The 19517-nt window shown below is 55.2% G+C and carries 12 protein-coding genes and 1 pseudogene; 5 read left to right on the forward strand and 8 right to left on the reverse strand.

What is annotated here, in order from left to right; genetic code table 11:
- Nucleotides 1–49: 49 nt before the first annotated feature.
- Nucleotides 50–331 (forward strand): HlyU family transcriptional regulator, encoded by a 282-nt coding sequence (locus tag GS646_RS20360; RefSeq protein ID WP_171185306.1) that lies wholly within the window; start codon nucleotides 50–52, stop codon nucleotides 329–331.
- A gap of 648 nt (nucleotides 332–979) precedes the next feature.
- On the forward strand, nucleotides 980–3211 hold the full coding sequence (locus GS646_RS20365) for a hypothetical protein (protein WP_171647136.1): 2232 nt from the start codon (nucleotides 980–982) through the stop codon (nucleotides 3209–3211).
- 618 nt (nucleotides 3212–3829) lie between these two features.
- Here GS646_RS20365 and GS646_RS20370 read toward each other — a convergent pair.
- From GS646_RS20370 to GS646_RS20400, 8 genes and pseudogenes are all read right to left on the reverse strand, one after another.
- The gene (locus GS646_RS20370; protein WP_171647134.1) at nucleotides 3830–5827 is read right to left on the reverse strand and encodes an alpha/beta fold hydrolase; all 1998 of its coding nucleotides are present in this window, start codon (nucleotides 5825–5827) and stop codon (nucleotides 3830–3832) included.
- 114 nt (nucleotides 5828–5941) lie between these two features.
- Nucleotides 5942–6088 (reverse strand): annotated as a pseudogene (locus GS646_RS23015) (IS6 family transposase); the annotation flags it as partial.
- 3 nt (nucleotides 6089–6091) lie between these two features.
- Nucleotides 6092–7420 carry a type III glutamate--ammonia ligase gene (gene glnT, locus GS646_RS20375; RefSeq protein ID WP_171647132.1) on the reverse strand — a complete coding sequence of 443 codons (1329 nt, stop codon included), beginning with the start codon at nucleotides 7418–7420 and terminating at the stop codon, nucleotides 6092–6094.
- 78 nt (nucleotides 7421–7498) lie between these two features.
- Nucleotides 7499–8836 (reverse strand): FMN-binding glutamate synthase family protein, encoded by a 1338-nt coding sequence (locus GS646_RS20380; RefSeq protein ID WP_171647130.1) that lies wholly within the window; start codon nucleotides 8834–8836, stop codon nucleotides 7499–7501.
- 10 nt (nucleotides 8837–8846) lie between these two features.
- A complete protein-coding gene (locus GS646_RS20385) occupies nucleotides 8847–9530 on the reverse strand; it encodes a GXGXG domain-containing protein (RefSeq protein ID WP_171647128.1) in 684 nt (227 codons plus the stop codon).
- Between the two features lies 1 nt (nucleotide 9531).
- Nucleotides 9532–10428 (reverse strand): glutamine amidotransferase family protein, encoded by an 897-nt coding sequence (locus GS646_RS20390; protein ID WP_171647126.1) that lies wholly within the window; start codon nucleotides 10426–10428, stop codon nucleotides 9532–9534.
- Between the two features lie 171 nt (nucleotides 10429–10599).
- Nucleotides 10600–11250 (reverse strand): helix-turn-helix domain-containing protein, encoded by a 651-nt coding sequence (locus GS646_RS20395; protein WP_171647124.1) that lies wholly within the window; start codon nucleotides 11248–11250, stop codon nucleotides 10600–10602.
- Between the two features lie 208 nt (nucleotides 11251–11458).
- Nucleotides 11459–12142, reverse strand: a complete 684-nt coding sequence (locus GS646_RS20400) for an IS6 family transposase (RefSeq protein WP_171647122.1) — start codon at nucleotides 12140–12142, stop codon at nucleotides 11459–11461.
- A gap of 274 nt (nucleotides 12143–12416) precedes the next feature.
- Here GS646_RS20400 and GS646_RS20405 point away from each other — a divergent pair, with 274 nt between their 5' ends.
- Genes GS646_RS20405 through GS646_RS20415 form a run of 3 tightly spaced genes read left to right on the forward strand, consistent with a single transcriptional unit; the run spans nucleotide 12417 to nucleotide 19398 of the window.
- On the forward strand, nucleotides 12417–14738 hold the full coding sequence (locus GS646_RS20405) for a hypothetical protein (protein WP_171647120.1): 2322 nt from the start codon (nucleotides 12417–12419) through the stop codon (nucleotides 14736–14738).
- Nucleotides 14738–16351: an HAD family hydrolase gene (locus GS646_RS20410; RefSeq protein WP_171647118.1), complete on the forward strand. Its 1614-nt coding sequence runs from the start codon at nucleotides 14738–14740 to the stop codon at nucleotides 16349–16351. Before GS646_RS20405 ends, GS646_RS20410 begins: the two co-directional genes overlap by 1 nt.
- Nucleotides 16348–19398, forward strand: a complete 3051-nt coding sequence (locus tag GS646_RS20415; RefSeq protein WP_171647116.1) for a hypothetical protein — start codon at nucleotides 16348–16350, stop codon at nucleotides 19396–19398. Before GS646_RS20410 ends, GS646_RS20415 begins: the two co-directional genes overlap by 4 nt.
- Nucleotides 19399–19517: the final 119 nt, after the last annotated feature.

The raw sequence follows: 19517 nt of genomic DNA on the forward strand, positions 1-19517 counted from the left end.
ATTTAGTGGCACTAGTCGCCGACTAGAGCCGGCTGAAAGGAGCCGCCCGTTGTCTCTCTACTCAAAACTCTTCGACGGCGTTGAGAAGTCCAAGCCGGACCCGCTCTCTTACAAAGGGTTCGAGATCTTCCCCGACCTGATGGCGGAAGGCAGCAAATACCGTCTGTTGGTCCGTTTGGAGAAGACCATCGACGGAGATCGAAAGACCCATACTTTGATCAGGTCGGACGTGTTTGACAGCCGGAATCAAGTCGAGAGCTTTAGCATTGCAAAGCCGAAGCAAATGATTGGTGAGCAGGACGAAAACGTTTTCGACTTGGCAAGCCGGTAGCTTGAAGCTCGATCTATGATCGGGAGCACTATATGAGCGGCACCGTGCGCGCGCCGCTAGGCATGCTTCTACGTCCAAGATTGAACGGACGGCTTAGGTTATCATTGGTCAACCATTTGTTGGGCAAAGGAGACTGTTTATCCGTCCTGTTGGTTTGTTAACGGATTCCGCAAAGCGCGGAAAGCGAACGTTCGCGTAAAACACTGTAAGACAGGTTTGTCCCGCATCGCAGTCATTAATGTACTGCAGAGAGAATGGCTCCTTTGCGGACAGAACCGACCTTCGTATTGCGAAGTCCAAGGGCCGCTTTCTCATGAAGAAATTCGGCTCGTTGTAAGAGCAAGCTAGGTAACTATCGGTCCAGTGTGGGTCACTTAGTAAACCATTACATCAAACGACCATGCATTGCTCCGGGATACTGCCTGTTAGCCCTGGAAGCCATTGCACAGATGAACCAATTGCCGGTGCCGCCAATCAGGTGCCCGCCATAGCAACAGAACAGTCATACTATGCCTGACTGGGTGCGAGACGAAGCCGCCAGTGGAAAGTGAATTCTGTTCAGCAAACGACAGAAACGCACATCCAAATTCTTGACACAAAAAGAACTGACAAACACACTGCTGGGGTTAGCAAAAAAGTGGTTCTAGAATGCCGACCGAGCCGGATGAAACGCAGCCCAAAGGGTTTCTGAAATCGATTTTTATGCAGTCGGACATTGAGAATTTAAACTCTGTTTCGGCTATCGAAGTGGCTCTGCGAAAGCGTGCCCGTCGATGTCGCAGGTACTCATGGATATTCCTCACTGGTATTTTGGGCGGTGTGGCAGCGGCAAGCGTTGTTGTGTTTCAATTCCTCGGCGATGTGACGACAGCACAAAGCGCTGTGCTATCAGAGATTGCCGAGGACATTGAAGCAATACAAACGCCGATCGTCGAGGAGCTTAATCAACTAGAAATCGGTATTGAAGCGATGCGATCTAAAATGTACGCTTGCCTAACACAATTGGGCGCTTGCTATGCCGAAGTACGTAAGGCGGGGGTGACTGATACTGCAACTCTTGAGTCCTTTGGGAGAGTTCTGAAAAATGGCGATCGATTGTTTTCGTTCCACAAAAATGCTTCCGTCGCAACGATATGGATGTCCCCGGACGGTGGCTCAACTTGGCAAAATATTGGTTCTGTTGACTCCGCCGACCGTGAGAGAATCTCGGTTAGAGACAACAGATTTGTTTTAGGGGACAGTTTTGGCGGCGGCTATTTAGTGCTTGACCAATTGGGTAAAAATCAGGTGGAGATTGACGACCCGTTCGACGAAAGATGTCCAGGAGGAGGCAGCTATTTCAGAATGAAATCTGCGAGGGACTCGTTGTACTTGCAAGCTCGCAATTGCCACTCTAGCACAAACACAGAATTGGGTCTTATCGACTTTCGAGAAGGCAGTGCGCTCAGTCTCCCAAACATAACTGACCCCATTTCGCACGGTGTGTTCCGCACACTGACAGGCGGTTCAATAGCGGTTGTTGGCGTATCCGATGGACAACTGAGACGCTTGGTTTGGAATGAAGGCGAAGACAGTTGGAGCGAAAATGACGTCGGCTCGACTGATGGGAAAATGATTAGCGTCGGTGAATTTGCCTTTCTGATAGAATATACTCGAGACAGTTCAGCTGTAAAATTTTCGTTTCTCAGTTCAGACTTGAGTGAAGTCACTGAAGTAGATCTTGATTTAAGCCAAACTGGGTCGGCGTTTCAAGACTTGGTAGCTCGGGCAAGTAGGGAAAGTAGTGCATTCAACACTCGTGAACCAAGGTGGCAAACTGCTCTCCTTAAAGATGGTTCCGCCATCTTGTGGTTGCGAGACGAAGGGAACTCTTTTCCGCACGCCTTACATGTTGGCCAAGATGGCGAAGGACCTTTCGCACGGGTAGTCGCAGACGTACCTCTGTACCCTGGTCAATCTTTTTTGCGTTTTGATGACAATAATCGTTCGATCATCAAGTGGACTGATTTTGGTGTGCAAGATCCTCCAGCTACCCCTTTTCCCGACGCTTGGTCGCAGGTGCCTCGGCTCTATCTGGCCGCGGCTACGAAAGCGGGAATGCTATTGGTTGAAGGGACAACGCTGGCAGGGGAGCGCTCTGTTCGAATTTGGAGGTGGCAGAATGGCGGCTGGCAAACGACTTATTTGCCCCAACGCTTGAATGTTGGGCCGATACGCAGTTGGCAAGCTTTCCTCGTCGGGGATCGCTTGCTCCTAGCAGCGCGAGAAAGTCAGTCCAACTTTCTACGTTTCTTTGTATCGGAGACAAGTTTACTTCCGAACGATGTACTTACAGATGAAGATGCTCTTGTCGCTTTTCTAGAAGAAGCATCGACCTTAAAAATGAGAGTCTGGCCCGATAAACAGGAATTGCTGGACCGCTTGAGGCGCCATGCTGACCTAAGCGAAACTTCTTCGAATATTGAAGCTGCTTTAGGACCAATCACATCGAGACTGGAGGAACGAGGATCCGGAAGTGATGGGCCGGCAGCACTTGTCTCGAACTTTACTTCGGAATTCCTCTTTATTGCATTGGCCCGCCTGCTTATCCTCGCGCTCATCTTCTTTGCAGTACGCATTCTCATCAACCTCTACCGCTACTTCTTGCGCCTCAGCGCCTACTACGATGCTCGTGCTGATGGTCTAGCATTGGCTCGCGCACCAGGCGAAGGGCTTAAGGAGCGGATGCCTGAAAACATAGCTGAGGTATTTGGCGCTTTGTCTCCAGATTTAGTTGATCTTGGCGCACCTGTTAAATCGCCAATGACGGAAGTTGTGGACGCCGCCACCAAACTTGCTGACGCCGCGGCGCGCGCTGTATCCTCCAAAAAATCGCCGTAGGCCTGGTACTCTGGCCAACGCTACAGCCGAGAAACAGGTTAAGTTCACAAAAGCTAGAATCCATCTCTCTAAACGGCAGATGGCAAAATAAGAGTGTCTAAAATTTTTGTTGGCTAACCAAAAGCGGATGTTGGTGCTGAGTGCAGAATCTGTCGTTTTGGGCTCAGAGCAGCCGTTCGCTGCGTTCCGTCTTAGTGACCGCTCTGCGGACAAAACCGCCATTCGATTTTCGCGCTTCGCGCAGCATTCTCTCGCCCATGAAGCAAGCCTGTCGTTGCGACGCAGCACATGTCACCGAAGCAGCAGTTCGAGAGAGTGGCTTGGACCTAAACCAAACTGTAAATTCGCCGCGGCTTAATCCGACAACCCAGCGAGGGACAAAGCGGCCAATGCCAATCTGGTTCGGGACGCTTGCCGTCAACTGACGAGCGACCGCCTTTTTGCAATTGGCTTCGCACGATCTCCGCAGGTAAGTATGCGCTGTCTCACAAACTTGCGGCTCCAGCGCGTGTCGCGACTTCAGTCAATCATCCTGTCGTGCTCAACTGATCCCGACAGGACATTAGGTTTGACCTAGACGGGCCACCTCCTACCGAAGTGACCTGATCAACACCTGTCTCACTCTTGCGCGAACAAGGCTTCCAGCCCTTCGAAACGAAGTTGGTAATTGGCTCCGCTCGCGCAACTCATATCCGGCTCTGACGATGGATCGTCGAGGAAAACTGCGGTGATATCACTGGGACAACTGTCGAGGCTACGGCCCAGGATCACGTGACCTTCGCTGACAAATTCCGCGTAGAAGGAGTTCGGCAATCTGCTTGCCGCCTGCTCTCCAAAGACAACCGCCGTTTGCGTATCCATCCCCTGAGTCATGACCAAAGCGGGGGTATCGCTTTCCACCGGAGCGTGGATCTCCGCCTCTTCGAACGGCTTTGGCCAGAACTCGCAGATGGCTTGGGTCAGCCGGTAATCGCGCAGGTCACGCAAGATCACGCCGGGGTACGGGGTTGTGGCGATCAACTCTTCCACGTAGCTCAAGGGTGTGAAATTGATCTCTTCCATACAATTCATGCCATAGAGAATCGCCACCGCCATTCCAGGGTTGCCGGAGCGCTCTCCGTAGCCGCTCATTTCCTGTGCGATGTCTTCGATTTCCCACATTGTTTTGCGCAGATCATTCGTGGTCATGGCATCCGCAAGCGCATTTGCGATACGGGCACGCTCGGGGCTGAGATGCGTGTCTGCAAAGGCCTTGAGCGTCGCCGCATCGGCGCGGTTTGCCCGCAGCATGCCAAAATCAAACATATCTTCGATGATGGTGGATTGGTCCACGCCCTGACGCAATTCGTCAATAAAGTGATTGACGACGACGACCGTCCATTCGACCGCAAGGCTACTTTCGCCCGGGGTCGGCATGTTATTGGCGATCGAGTGCAGAATTTCGAGCGTCGGGGCCGCGAAACCGTCATCGGCCTCAAAGGCGGTTTCAATGGTTGCGGGCGTCGGTGCCGGGGTCAATTCCGGAGCCTCCCCGCCTAGCACCTTGCGGAAATAGGCATCATCGCCATTCTCCAGCGCCACAACTAGCGCGGGGAGCAATGCGCCATAGCCGCCGCCCTGAATACCGTTGTTGAGCGCCGCAAAATCGGCAAAAAACTCTGGCGTGATCTCATCAAGAACCGGAAAGCGGCCCCGTACAATTGGATTACCGACAAGCGGCGGATCGAACACAAAAGGCTCTGTCGCAAGGTTTTCCAGCACGGCAATAAAGCGGTTGCGAATATCCGGGTATTTAGCCGAGCAGAACGCATCCGCGCTGCAGGCCTCAAAAATCGTATCGTAGCTATGGCGCACTTTGGTGGAGGTTTGCGCGGTGCCGGAAATCTCGGGGCCGGCGACGCCATCCAAAATCACGGACCGGATCCGCTCAGGAGTCTCTCGCAGGGCATTCAAGGACAGCCGCGTGCCGTAGCTTGTGCCGTACAGGTTGTAGTCGCCCTCATATCCCAAAGCCGTTGCAAGTGCCGAAATGTCATGGGAACTTTCGACCGAGTTATAGCGGCCGACATCCACACCTTCCGCCTTGTAGGCGGCCGCGCAAAGGGCGTTGATCAAGTAAAGGTCAACGCCGCCTTGTTCCTTGAGTGCAGCAAGGTCCTCAAGCGTCGCGCCCGGCAAGTCCATCGTTTCGCCGATCACGCTGATGGCGGCGGAAACAGGGCCGCAGGTCAGCAGGTTAGAGTGACCGGTGCCACGCTGATCAAAAAAGATCACGTCACGACGCTCGCGCACCGGGCCCATATTGTCAAAGATGCGCTTGATGGTCGTCACTTCGTGCAAAGCAGAGCTGCCCGGCCCACCAGACAGATAGATCAAAGGATCAGAGCGCGGCGCCAGCGTCGTGGCGTTGAGCCGCAGGAAGAGCAGTTCCAACTGCCGCCCATACGGGTCGTAGTGGCTCTCCGGAACGGCGACGATCCCGCATTCAAAGGTCTCGCCCTCTACCTCGCCGTCCCACGTGAGTTGAAGCGGACAAGAGATGACATCATAGTCCGTGTCGGCATGAACGGCGCCTGCAAAGCCGGTCAGCATCGCTATGGCGGTAATGACACCCAAAATGCGGCGGAAAATATCGATCTTTTAATCTCTTTCTCTATTCTACAGTTAGTCAGTTTAGAGGGTATTGCCAAGTTGTTGGCGGCAGATTGTGCTTCTTTGGCGGAGGCTGGTTTACGCCACCATTTCATCGGTGTAGTCGGCCAATAGGCTGAACGCATCGGAACGGGCGTGGCGGTATGAAGTTGCGGTGAGTTGACAACGGCGGGGGCGGAAGATCTGGTTGATCTGGTCATGCGTAGACAAAATCCTCAGAGCCTGCCCCTAGACATCCAACGTGTGCTCTTTTTCCCAGCGTGAGAAATGACTGACGAAAGAGTTCCACTCCTGATGTTTCATTTTCAGGTAGGCAGCGGAGAATTCCAGGCCCATCGCCTCTTTCAATGCGCCATCCCTGTCATATTCACGCAGCGCATCCAGCATGTTCAGCGGCAGTTTCGGTGCATCGTCCACGGTGTGGCCTTCCGCATACATGTCGATGTCATAGCGACGGCCCGGATCGGCCTTTGACCGAATACCCGACAGACCTGCCGCAATGATCACCGCCTGCAGCAGATAGGGGTTGGTCGCGCCATCGGCCAGGCGTAGCTCAAACCGGCCCGGCCCGGGAACGCGGACCATATGGGTGCGGTTGTTGCCCGTCCATGTGACTGTATTCGGAGCCCACGTAGCACCCGACATCGTGCGCGGCGCGTTGATGCGTTTGTAGGAGTTCACGGTCGGGTTGGTGATCGCCGCCAGCGCACTGGCGTGCTTCATGATCCCGCCGAGGAAATGCTTGCCCTTCTCGCTCAGGCCAACCTCGCCCGTTGGACCGTCACCTTTACCGGCAAACACATTGGTTGTGGCATCTGCACCGGGCGCATCCCAAACCGAGATATGGGCGTGGCAGCCATTGCCCGTCAGCCCTTCGACCGGCTTGGGCATAAAAGTGGCGCGGAAGCCGTGCTTTTCAGCCACCGATTTTGTCATGAACTTGAAGAAGGAATGCTTGTCAGCCGTGCCCAGCGCATCGTCAAACTCCCAGTTCATTTCGAATTGGCCGTTGGCGTCTTCGTGGTCGTTCTGATACGGGCCCCAGCCGAGATCGAGCATGTAGTCGCAGATCTCGCGCACCACATCATAGCGGCGCATCACCGCCTGTTGGTCGTAACAGGGCTTTTCGGCGGTATCGAACGGGTCGCTGATCTGTTCACCATCCGGGGTCAGTAGGAAGAATTCTGCCTCGATACCGGTTTTCACATGCATACCCTCGGCGGCGGCTTCGTCGATCAGGCGACGCAACACGTTGCGCGGGGCCTGGGCAACGTCTTCGCCTTCCATCACACAGTTCGCGGCAACCCAGGCGACCTCGGGTTTCCAAGGCAGTTGGATGACCGAAGACGGGTCAGGCACAGCCAGCATGTCGGGGTGCGCCGGAGTCATGTCGAGATAGGTGGCAAAGCCCGCGAAACCCGCCCCTTCCTCTTGCATTTCGGCAATCGCCTGCGCGGGGACCAGTTTGGCCCGCTGCCCACCGAACAGATCGGTGAACGAAATCATGAAATACTTGACGCCTTTTTCCTTGGCGAAAGCTGCCAGATCTGTTGTCATGGTCACCTTCCCTTTCCCAGTTGGTTCAAAGAAGAAAGGCGCCGCCCTTTTGGGTCGCGCCTTCGTATTGTTTGCAATTCAGAACACGGCTTTGCCCGGATACCAGTCGGTGCCCGCCAACGGCACTTTGGCCATCGCAGCCGCCTCCATCGTCAAGGCGCAGAGGTCCTCGGGCTCCAGATTATGCAGGTGATTGTGACCGCAGGCGCGTGCGATGGTCTGCGCCTCCAAGGTCATCACCTTCAGATAGTTGCGCAGGCGACGACCGGCCTCGACCGGATCAAGCCGCGCGGCAAGCTCCGGGTCCTGCGTGGTGATGCCCGCCGGGTCCTGCCCTTCGTGCCAGTCGTCATAGGCCCCGGTGGTGGTGCCCAGCTTCTGGTACTCGGATTCCCATTTCGGATCGTTGTCACCCAACGCGATCAGAGCCGCCGTGCCAATGGCCACCGCATCCGCGCCCAAGGCCATCGCCTTGGCCACATCGGCCCCGGTGCGGATACCGCCCGAGATCACCAGTTGCACCTCGCGGTGCACACCCAGGTCCTGCAACGCCTGAACAGCAGGGCGGATACAGGCCAGCGTCGGAATGCCGACATGTTCGATGAACACATCCTGCGTGGCAGCGGTGCCGCCCTGCATCCCGTCCATCACCACGACATCGGCCCCGGCTTTCACCGCCAGCGCGGTATCATAATAGGGCCGCGTTGCGCCAACCTTCACATAGATCGGCACCTGCCAGCCGGTTATCTCACGCAGTTCGAGGATCTTGATCTCCAGATCATCCGGCCCGGTCCAGTCCGGGTGACGACAGGCCGAGCGCTGGTCGATGCCCTTGGGCAGCGTGCGCATCTCAGCCACCCTGTCGCTGATCTTCTGACCCAGCAGCATGCCGCCACCGCCGGGTTTCGCCCCCTGCCCCACGACAATCTCGATCGCATCGGCCTTGCGCAGATCGTCGGGGTTCATACCATAGCGCGACGGCAGGTACTGATAGACCAGCTTCGAAGAATGCCCGCGCTCTTCGGGTGTCATGCCACCGTCACCGGTGGTCGTTGACGTCCCAGCCATCGAAGCACCCCGACCCAGAGCCTCTTTTGCCGGGCCGGACAATGCCCCAAAGCTCATACCCGCGATCGTGATCGGGATATCCAGCTGGATCGGATTCTTGGCAAAGCGTGTACCGAGCGTCACCGAGGTATCGCACCGCTCACGGTACCCTTCCAGCGGATAACGCGAGACGGACGCCCCCAGAAACAGCAGGTCATCAAAATGCGGCACCTTGCGTTTCGCCCCACCACCACGAATGTCATAGATGCCGGTGGCCGCTGCCCTGCGGATTTCCGCGTTGATCGGGTTGCTGAAAGTCGCCGACTGGATCGGCATGGTACGGGGGATGCTGTTCTTAGTCTCTTTCATTCCCGTGTCCTCAGTAGGCCGCTGTGTTGTCGACGTCGAAGTTGTAAAGCTGACGGGCCGAGCCATAGCGCTTGAACTCCTCCGGCCGGGCGTTGGCCCCGGCACGCTCCAGCAGATCGGCCAGCAGCTCCAGATGTTCCGGCCGTATCTCTTTCTCGATGCAATCCGCGCCCAGGCTCTTGACCGAGCCACGCACAAACAGCCGTGCTTCGTACAGCGAGTCTCCAAGCGCATCGCCTGCATCGCCGCACACAACCAAATTGCCTGCTTGTGCCATGAACGCGGACATATGGCCGATATTGCCATGCACAACGATGTCGATGCCTTTCATCGAAATCCCGCAGCGCGAGCTGGCATTGCCTTTGATCACCAGAAGCCCACCATGCCCGGTCGCGCCCGCATATTGGCTGGCGTCGCCTTCCACGACAACGGTGCCAGACATCATGTTTTCGGCCACTCCCGGCCCAACCGAGCCCTCAACCCGGATGGTCGCCTGTTGGTTCATCCCTGCGCAATAGTACCCGGTCGAGCCTTTGACGGTCACTTCAATCGGTGCGTCCAAACCCACGGCAATCGCGTGGCTGCCTTTTGGATTCTGCACTTCCCAACTGGTTTGGTTCGTTTCGTCGCTTTGCGCCTGAAGGGCTGCGTTCAAACCCCGCAGGCCGTTTTCTGCAACATCATAGGTCTGCATCTCAGTGGCTCCAGAAATAGACAGTGGCGGGCTCGGGCTCCCAGACGCGGGCGTCTTCGATACCGGGCAGATTGACCAACGCGCGGTATTCGCTACCAAAAGCCACGTATTTATCGGTTTCGGCCATCACTGCGGGCTTGCAGGCAATGGGATCGCGCACTACCCCGAACCCATCTTTGGTGCCCACAACAAAGGTGAAGAAGCCATCGAGGTCCTTAAGACTGCTCTCCAGCGCCTCACCCAGCGTTGAACCGTTCTGCATTTTCCACGTCAGATAAGCTGCACCAACCTCGGTGTCATTCATGGATTCAACCCGAACACCCTCGCGTTTCAGCTTCCGGCGCAGCACATTGTGGTTAGACAAAGAGCCATTGTGGACCAAGCACTGATCCGACCCGGTGTTAAACGGGTGTGCGCCTTCGGTGGTCACGGCGGATTCGGTGGCCATGCGGGTGTGACCTATTCCGTGGCTGCCGCTCATGGCGGACAGGCTGAACCGGTCGGCCACATCGCGGGGCAAGCCAACCTCTTTGTAAATCTCGATGGCCGCGCCATCCGACATCACCCGCAAACCCGGACGTAATTCTCGCACCGCTTGGCGAGCTTGGTCAGCCTTGTCACCGGCCAGCTCCAGAACCGCGTGCGTGGAATTTGCGCGCAGGGTCACTTCGGCACCAATGGCGGCCCCAAGATCCACGGCAAGGGTCGCAAAATCCGCCTCTGGCGTGTCGGATTGCACGGTCAGCTTGACTGCGCCGTCCGCCTCTGCCCCATATATCGCGATACCTGCACTGTCCGGGCCACGGTCCGTCATCGTGACCAGCATGTCCGTCAGCATTGAACCCAACTCAGGCTCTAATGCCCTGTCTTTCAAAAAAAGGCCAACAATTCCGCACATGGCTTTTGCCCTCTGAAATTTCGCCGTGAGGAACGCTAGCAGGCCAAAAATCAAAAAACAACTTCAAGAAATATTTTTTCCTGTTGGGAAAATATTTGTGCCTAAACCACAAGCACGACACAGCGGGTCCGAAAGACGCACCTCGGGCTTGTCGGGACGATGCAAGACGCATCAACTCGTTTGCGGATAAGAGATGATGGAAAGGTATTTGGCAGGAAGTTTCACCAAAACCTCGGGCCCGTGCGCCGCGTCTGCGTCGAAAAACAGCGTGTCTCCCGGTTTCAGCGAATAGATATCGTCACCATGACGGTAATCCACCTCACCTTCGAGCATGTACAACATTTCGATTCCGTCGTGCTGAAAGGTTGGGAACCTGTCCGATTCTTCTGTCAGCGTGATCAGGTAGGGTTCGACAACCACGCCACTGGCATTGGCCCCCAAATGGCCTAGAAGATTGTATTGATGCCCGGCTCGTGTACCGGCCCTGTCGGTTTCGACCCCTTCACCAGCCTTGGTATGTACGGCATTGCGCGTTTCCTCATACCGACGAAAGAATGAAGTGATCGGAGTGCTAAGCGCGTTTGCCAGCAACTGCAGCGTCGTCAGCGACGCGGATGTCGCGCCGTTTTCAATCTTGGACAACATGCTGATGGACAGACCGGTCAGTGCCGCCAATTCAGCAATCGTTGTGCCCTGTTGCACACGCAGGGCCTTGATCTCGCGCCCAATCGCAGTTTCCAGGTTCTTTTCGCCGCTGTCCCGAAGCTTGTGCGGGTCCTGCGACAGGGCAACGGGCTGCTCGGGATCGTGTGACTGCACCATCTGGCCTCCTGATCTCTAATGCGGGTTCATTAAGATGGATCGGCATTTCTCAAGTGATCTGTAAACGACCACAAACCTACTCGCAGATTGTTCAGATATTTAAAACATGCAAGCGCACTCCTCAAATCTCAGTGAAATTGGGCTAATCAGAACACCGGTTCTGTCGCAATTTTCATTGAAGGCTGGGGAGATGGCGCAGGTGGGTTGGTTATCCTGCCAGTTGAACAAACTGCTGAAACGGATGGAGTCCGGGCGTGAATTGACCTTTGCGGATCATGTTGACCAGTTCGATGCCAGCCAGGGCAGATGCAGCTGAATCGAAAGACTTGAAACCCAGCATGGGCCTGATCCGACGTTTGATGAAGCGATGGTCTTGCTCAATGATGTTGTTGAGGTACTTCCGTCTGACCATCTCAATCGGTACCGGGCAACCAAAGCCTTTCAACATCTTGTTTATTGCTTTGATGCCAGCTGTGTTTGCACCGCTTTTGTCGATGACAATTTTCCGTGGCAAACCGTTCGCCTCAAGCGCACGAGCGAAGAACTTGGTCGCAGCCGCTTTGTTCCGGCGCTTGGATAGCATGAAATCAAGGGTCTTTCCGTGTTTGTCGATAGCGCGATAGAGATAAACCCACTCACCCTTCACCTTCACATAGGTCTCATCCATGCGCCATGAACGGTCGGCAGGGCGCTTTTTGTACCGTGAAGCATCAGCTACAAGACCGGCATATCGACTCACCCAACGGTTCAGTGTTGCATGATCCAGTTCAACGCCACGTTCCGCCATGATTTCTTCCAGATCCCGGTAAGACACACCGTATCGGAGATAGAAGAAAACAGCATACAAGATCACTTCTTTCGGAAAGTGTGCACCCTTGAATGAGATTGTCACGGTCTGCTCCTGTAATTTGGAGCATGCGCTACCAAAACTAAGCTTGACCTGACAGGTGGGAACAAAGTTTGCGACAGAACCGTCGAGCAATCATCCCCAGCCGGTCGCAAAAAAGCTGTCGGTACTTTTGTCTTCCAGAATTCGCAAAATTGACGTAAGGTAAAGCATATTTATCAATTGCGATTTCGCTTTGTGCATCAATTACCGCTGCACACCTGCAAAATAGGTCAATCGGCTTTCGGAGTTCGGAATCGCTCGTATTTCAGGAGTTCCGATGACGGCACTTTTGCATGTTCCGGTGCCCAAACTTGTAGATGGGTTCAATGCCGTTCCCATTCGGATTACGAACGTAACCGGATCGTTTGAATTTGACGCGACAACGCAGACGGCAACGGCTTCGGCGGTGATGGAGTTTGATGTCGGTCCCCATAGCGGGTTCCCGATTTTCGATATTCGCCAAACCATTCAGGCGGCCACTTTTAATGGCAGTTCCATCGCGGTAAGTGATCTGGCGCACCACGATTTTGGTCCGGGCAACGATCACGCGCTCCGCATCATCAATCGCAATCTGATGGCCGGCAGCAGCCACGTCCTGACACTCGCTTACGCCCTTCAAGAACCGCAATCGCCCAATGCGCGCGATGTCATTTGGTTGCCTTCTGGCGCACTTTCGTTTGACTTCCATCTGTCTGACTTGAACCCGGCCAGGTATCTGGAAAGTTGGCTACCTTCGAACCTGCTGTTTGACCAGTTTCCTGTCACGCTGGATATTGCATTGACCGGCGCGGCAGCTCACACGCTGATTTCCAATGGTTCCATCACCCAAAATGGGTCGAACACATGGACGGTCGCCTTTCCGGCACATTTCGCGCCGTGTTCTCACATGTTGATGATCGAAGCGGATAGCGAGATCACTCAGCAGATCGGAACGGTCAATCTATCTGGTGGGCCAGTCGCGCTTGAGCTGACAAAACGAGCAACTGACGCTGATCTGAATCTCAACTCTTCCGAAATGGCTTTGGCGTCTTTTCTGACGGACATGGACGGGGAAGTCGGCCCTTACATGCACGGCGACCGCTATGTGGCTTACCTAACGTCCTTCAATAGCCACTCGATGGAGTATGATGGCGCGACGACAAGCCGTATCGGGGCTTTGGAGCATGAAGTGTTTCACAGCTGGTGGGCTCGTGGTCTGATCCCGGCCACAGGAGAGGATGGGTGGCTGGACGAAGCTTGGACCACCTATATGACCACTACACCGGATGCCGCGCCGCTGGACATGACCGACCCGCCGGTCGCCATGTGGCAGAATGATCCATGGCGCCGAAACACCAATGGCGCAGCCTACGGGCATGGATCGGACGTGTTTTCGGGCATCGCAGCCGAGATTGGTATAGCGCCTTTGCAAAGCCATATGGCCGCCATTTATAATACACGCGAAAGACGCCATTTCTCGACTCCGTTGGTTGAAGCCGAACTGATCCGGCGATCCGGCAGCTTCGCGATAGCTGATATTTTTGATCGGTTTGTTTACGGCGGGAACACGGACCTACCAGGTTCTGCCAATCTCCATTTGCGAGATGCAATAGATGACACCGGAGCAGAGCCATATACGGGTATGTTTTGGCGCTCACCCGATGTCTGGGTCCGCAATTCCCCTGACGGCGGCACAACCCAGCAACCCCCAGAGGCGGGTCAGGACAACTGGCTTTACGCGCGCGTCACCAATCGAGGTTCGGCGACAGCGCGCTCTTTTGTGGTGGGTTGGAAAATGCAGGTCTGGGCTGGAACACAGTTCGAATATCCCGGTGACTGGCTTCCACTGACAGGCGCGGCTGTCGGATTTGATCTTGCCCCGGGTGCAAGCCAGATTGTCTGCACCAAATGGCCCGCGTCTGATATTCCTCCAGAGGGTACGCATGGCTGTCTTCTCGCCATGGTTTGGTGTGCTGACGACAGACCTGTTCCGGGTCGCCATGTCTGGGAAGAGGACACTCTCGCACAGAGAAACATGACCGTCGTTGACGAACACCCGGATGAATGGGAACACCGCCCGTTTCGGATCGGTAGTCGCCACAGCCCAACAAGCCAGATTGCCCGCATTGAACTGCATCGTCCGCGCGCCTTTCCCGAACTGGAGGTATTGATAACGCACAAAGACCCGGCTCGGATCAAAATGCTGCTTTCCAGTGCAAAGGATCGAAAGTCGTCGCGCCGAAAGAAGCAGCGACCAATTGCCCTTCATCTGGCGTCCAGAAGATTTGACTTGTCAGATACCGTGCAGATACGCGCGGCAGACGGATCATGCCTGATTGTTGGAGATCATCAGGGCAATGACCACCAGGGGCCCACGCAAATACACTTGATCAAAGATCCGCGTGGGCAGTTGGCCATTGCTTTCGATCCCGGTCACCGGAGTGGCTTTGACATTGCATTGGACAAGGGTGAGGTCCTGGGGTTCGAACTTTGCTTTCGAATGCCAAACACCAAAGGCAAACCCCAACACTTTAATGTCGTGCAGTTCAATGACCGAGGCCGCATGCAAGGTGGCTTTACGATCATCCTGAACAACCAGCTAAAAAGGGGGACCAAGTAATGCCCGCTCCGGTAATCTATTTCGATCTCGGCAACACACTGGTTTTTGGCCCAACCGGCGACAAGACACCGTTCGCTGATGCCGTTGTAACAATCGAAGCACTTTGGCTGCGCGGTTATCGTATCGGCCTTTTGTCTGATCAGTCCCCGGGGACGACTATCGCTGATGTCCGTTTGAAGCTTACGGATTATGGTCTGGAGGAGTTTCGCTTCGACGTGATCACCATTAGCTCAGAATTTAGTCCACCGATCTACAAACCTGATGCACAGATATTCCAAACCGCGTTGACCAAAGCCGGGCATACATCGGCCAGTAGCCAGACGGTTTTTGTGACCGAAACACTTGATCACATCGAGGCTGCTCGAACGCTGGGCTGGCGCGCCATTCACAAGCCTTTCGGAACTTCATGCACATCTGCTTCGGGTGAGTGCATCGAAACGCTGGATGAATTGCTCGATTTGTTTCCGCCGCTGGCTATCGATGTCTTCATGCGCGATAATACCGGAGATGACGGGGATGAACCCTCCAGTGGCGCATTCTGGAACTCGCCCGATCTGTGGGTCCGCAACCAGAACGATGATGCATTCAGCCATCAGAACCCAATCGCGGGGCAAGACAACTGGTTCATGGCAAGAGTTCACAACCGCGGAGTCGGCATCGCGCGCAACGTATTGATATGGCACAAAGTTCAGGAGTGGGCGGGTACTCAGTTCGTATATCCGGATGACTATTGGCCTTACACAGCGTTGACCGGCGCACAGGTTGATCCCGGTGAAAGCACTGTCGCAAAGGTGGTTTGGCCCGCGGATCAGGTGCCGGCTGAGGGCACGCATGCATGCTGGACATCTGCAGCGATCATTAACGGCGACGCGATCGCGACCCCTGCGCATGTCTGGGATTCAAACAACCTTGCCCAGAAAAACCTGACGATCATTGAAATGGAAGCGGGCGGCGAAGCTGAAATGATGGTGGCCATCGGCGCTCGTGCCGTGCTGCGGGATCAGTTCACGATACTGGAGTTCTGGCAATCCAGAAGGGGCCCCAAGCTGGGAGCACATCTGTCAGGTCATGTGCCACGTGCTTTGGCCAATGCAGCAATGCGTGCCAGGAAGATCCAAAGAGACCCGATTGTGAAAAGACGCCCTTCTCCCGTGTCGCTTCGGTTCATCGACCAGTCCCGTGTTGAGATTCTGGGGGTCGCCTCAAACGATGGGGATGACATGATCCTTGATCTTGCCCCTGGCTCTCAACTTGACATGCGGGCGAAACAACCTGCAGGTGGGCGTCAGCCGGTGTTTCAACGCCCACTGGCACCGCTGACGGCACGTTTGATCGAAACAAAAGACGGCGCGTCTGCGGTTGCCTTTTCTGACCATGACGCCAGTGGGATCGAACTTGGTCTGCGCCCGGGTGAAGTCATCCGCACCCGGTTGCGCCTAGTTGCCCCCAAGACAACTCGACCCGGAGACCGAATGGATGTCGATCTGGTGCAGCGTAACGCGGACGGCACCATCGTCGGTGGCATTACGGTTTCTATTCGCATTATCGAACGACCCAAAAGAAAGAGCAGAAGGAAGCCCAAATCAACCGGTAAAGGGAGCACCAAGTCATGAAGGAATTCTACAGTTCCGACCTTCGCGCACATATTCAAGCTGATGCCAAGGCCAAGGTCCGTGCGATCCGACACTCGGACGAGTATTGGGAAAGCCCAAATCGCACCGGAGGTGCGCTTGATACCGCGATCGCCTATCTGCGGAGCTTTGCAGATACGTATGAAGTTCCAACCAGACGATTGGACAACGCCAGAACCAAAGTAAGCTATGTCGATCCGGTAGAGCAGGGCGAAGAATACCGTCTGGGTGAGGAAAAACACCATTTCGACGCCGGGGTCTTCGGCTTTTATCAGACTGTACACAATTTACCCGTCTGGCGAAAAGGCATGAAAGTGACAGTAAAACAGGGGCCTAACCGTGTTGTGGCATCCGTTGATACGAGCTTGCGCGATGTTGATGTCACCCTACCGTCAACTCGGGTCCTGAATGCCGCACGAAAAGCACTTTTGTCTGCCAATCAGCGAAGTCTCGGCCAGCGCGCCATCAAGGCGAACCAGGATCTCTCACTTCGGGCAGTTGAAGCCAAAGAGGCAGAAGCCGAAAGCGCGCCGGATGAGGCCAAGTTCCTCACGAAGTTCCTGAAACCTTCAGATGACGGCGAAGCGGCCGCTGTGTCTCGATCTCGGATTATCAGGGGCAGATTCTGGATTTATCGCTACGACGCGAAACGACGCCTGAGCATGGATGCGCATCAGCACCCTGATCAGGACACTCACGTGCTTGAGGACCCGCAAGGTGGCGGCGAAGTGCACGGTCATATGCATCTGCCGTTCAAGCTTCCGGCTGTGCCGGACTCGATTCAGCATGGAAAGGACTACGTCGTGGCCGAGGTGACCCTTGCGTTGATGCATGGCAGTCACAAGCATATCTGGCGCGTTCTCGTAGAACTTGAAACAAACGCTATTCTTTATGTTGAGCCCTTCTTCGCAGGTGTGGATGGTCTGGTTTTTGAAAACGACCCGATTACCAAAACCGGAGACACGTCGTTGGACAGCACGTCAGACTCGATGACGCTCAATCCTCATCGCGACGATGTGGTCTTGCAAAATCTGGATGCGCCAAGCGGGGGCAATCAGAACCTGTCCGGAACCTGGGCCTTTGTCGGTCAGGAAGAGGGTGCGAATATTGCGCCGCCCGTGGAAAGCAGCGGCACGGATTTCGATTACGATGTGCGTACCAACAATTTTGCTTCGACCAGCGGGTATTTCCACGTCGACCGGATATTCCGGACTATTGAGGACCTCGGTTTCAATGTGACCACTTATATGGCCAACACCAATTTCCCGGTCCCCGTCGATATTCGCTGTTTCAATAACGTAAATGCCCATTGTGTCGGTGATGGTATGGGGGGGATTGATCATGTCGGCTATGGCTTGATGGACACAACGGATACCGCCAATCCTTTGGGCCGCGCCTGCGATCCTCGGGTTCACCTGCATGAAGTTCTCGGCCATGGCATTCTCTATGAAGCGGTCGATAGCGCCAATATGAATTTCACGCACAGCGCCGGTGACTCGCTGTCTCTGATTTATTTCGATCCCGACAGTCAATGCTGGGGCGTTGATGGAACACCCGTCAACAAACCGGGCGATTTGCGCTTTACCTACGTGCCGTGGCACCCGTCGCTGGACCGCCGCGCCGATAGGGATGTGGCGGCCGGTTGGGCCTGGGGTGGATCGCGCGACAATTCAGGCTACGGGTCAGAAGAAATACTGTTGACCACGCTCTTCAACTTCTATCGCTCAATTGGCGGAGATCATCCAAATCTGGGTCGCCGCCAGTTCGCATCGCGTATGGCGATGTACCTGATCATCCGCGCGATTGGTGATCTGACGCCTGCGACTGACCCCGACTACGCGAGAGATTTCGCCGCCCAGATGATGACAACCGATCAGCTGAACTGGACGTCAGAAGGAGTCTTCGGCGGTGCTTATTCCAAGGTCGTCCGGTGGGTTTTTGAACAACAGGGTGAATACCAAACACCGCTGATCACAAATGCCACCAGCGGTAGTGTAACCACTGCAGGTGATCCGCCTGAATTTGATGTGTATATCGATGACGGTCGGGCCGGTGGATACGAATTCCAGCGTGTCCATTGGGCGTGTCCCAACGTTTGGAACCGGCGCGATCCCGATGGCATCCACAGCCACCAAGAGGCCGCTCTTGGTGAGACAAACTACATGTATTGCAAGGTCAAGAACCGGGGCACCTCGCAAGCACAAAATGTCGTTGTTCGGGGATTCCACACCAAACCGGGTGCCGGATTGAATTGGCCAGCGGATTTCGATCCGCTAACCACAGCGCAATTGCCTGTCGGTACATTAGATCCGAATGACTCCGAAGAAGTTCTGGTTGGCCCCTTCGAGTGGACGCCTAACGTAAATACGCACGGTCATGATTGTGTTCTGATGGTTGTCAGTTCGGATGGCGATCCAGCCAATATCGACAATTTTACCGCAGGCGAAACAATCCCCGAATGGCGGCTTGTCCCCAATGACAATAACGTCGCTCAGCGCAACGTGAATCTCGTACCCGGCGGAGGCGGCGAGGATGGGCTAATGGCTGGTTTGAGTGGGATCAGCTTCTTTGTCGGCAACCCCAACCCTGCTCGCGGGCGGTTTACTTTTGACATCACCCTTCCCCGTATACTGCGCAAACTGGGCTGGCGTCTGGAGATCGAGGGTCTTCGCGAAGGGGTGGTTCTCAAGTCCGGTGAACGGCGCGAGGTATTCCTGAAGCTACATCCCGGCAATAACTTTACCGCCGACGAAATCGAGGCGATTAAAGACCGCGACATACGAATTGAAGTCCTGCATGATGACAATTCGGTCGGCGGAATGACCTATCGGCTGGACCCATCGATCAAACGTCCCTTCAACGATTTGAAAGACAAGCGCCCAGGTTCACGCGCCGGTGGCAAACCTGACGACTGTACCGACCAGGCCCAAAAATTGGCCGATTGTCTGGGAATCAAACAGGATATCGATGGCGTGTGCGTCAAAGAGATTGTCCTGGGCTTGAAGGTCAAAGGGAGTGACTGCTGTTAAGTCAGTCCGTCTTGGCTTGAACTGAATATCGCAGAAGGTTTGTGCGACCCGTTTGTGGCGGGATGTGGGGCGTCTGCCGTCGTTACAATCTGCTGTGGCGCGGTCTTCAGTTCGCCACT

Source organism: Ruegeria sp. HKCCD4315, from assembly GCF_013112245.1.
Classification (GTDB): Bacteria; Pseudomonadota; Alphaproteobacteria; order Rhodobacterales; family Rhodobacteraceae; genus Ruegeria.

Excerpts from the sequence above, each read along its gene's own strand:
- GS646_RS20365 (WP_171647136.1), top strand. The coding sequence starts at position 980 with ATGCCGACCGAGCCGGATGAAACGCAGCCCAAAGGGTTTCTGAAATCG.
- glnT (WP_171647132.1), bottom strand. The coding sequence starts at position 7,420 with ATGACAACAGATCTGGCAGCTTTCGCCAAGGAAAAAGGCGTCAAGTAT.
- GS646_RS20380 (WP_171647130.1), bottom strand. The coding sequence starts at position 8,836 with ATGAAAGAGACTAAGAACAGCATCCCCCGTACCATGCCGATCCAGTCG.
- GS646_RS20385 (WP_171647128.1), bottom strand. The coding sequence starts at position 9,530 with ATGCAGACCTATGATGTTGCAGAAAACGGCCTGCGGGGTTTGAACGCA.
- GS646_RS20390 (WP_171647126.1), bottom strand. The coding sequence starts at position 10,428 with ATGTGCGGAATTGTTGGCCTTTTTTTGAAAGACAGGGCATTAGAGCCT.
- GS646_RS20395 (WP_171647124.1), bottom strand. The coding sequence starts at position 11,250 with ATGGTGCAGTCACACGATCCCGAGCAGCCCGTTGCCCTGTCGCAGGAC.
- GS646_RS20405 (WP_171647120.1), top strand. The coding sequence starts at position 12,417 with ATGACGGCACTTTTGCATGTTCCGGTGCCCAAACTTGTAGATGGGTTC.
- GS646_RS20410 (WP_171647118.1), top strand. The coding sequence starts at position 14,738 with ATGCCCGCTCCGGTAATCTATTTCGATCTCGGCAACACACTGGTTTTT.
- GS646_RS20415 (WP_171647116.1), top strand. The coding sequence starts at position 16,348 with ATGAAGGAATTCTACAGTTCCGACCTTCGCGCACATATTCAAGCTGAT.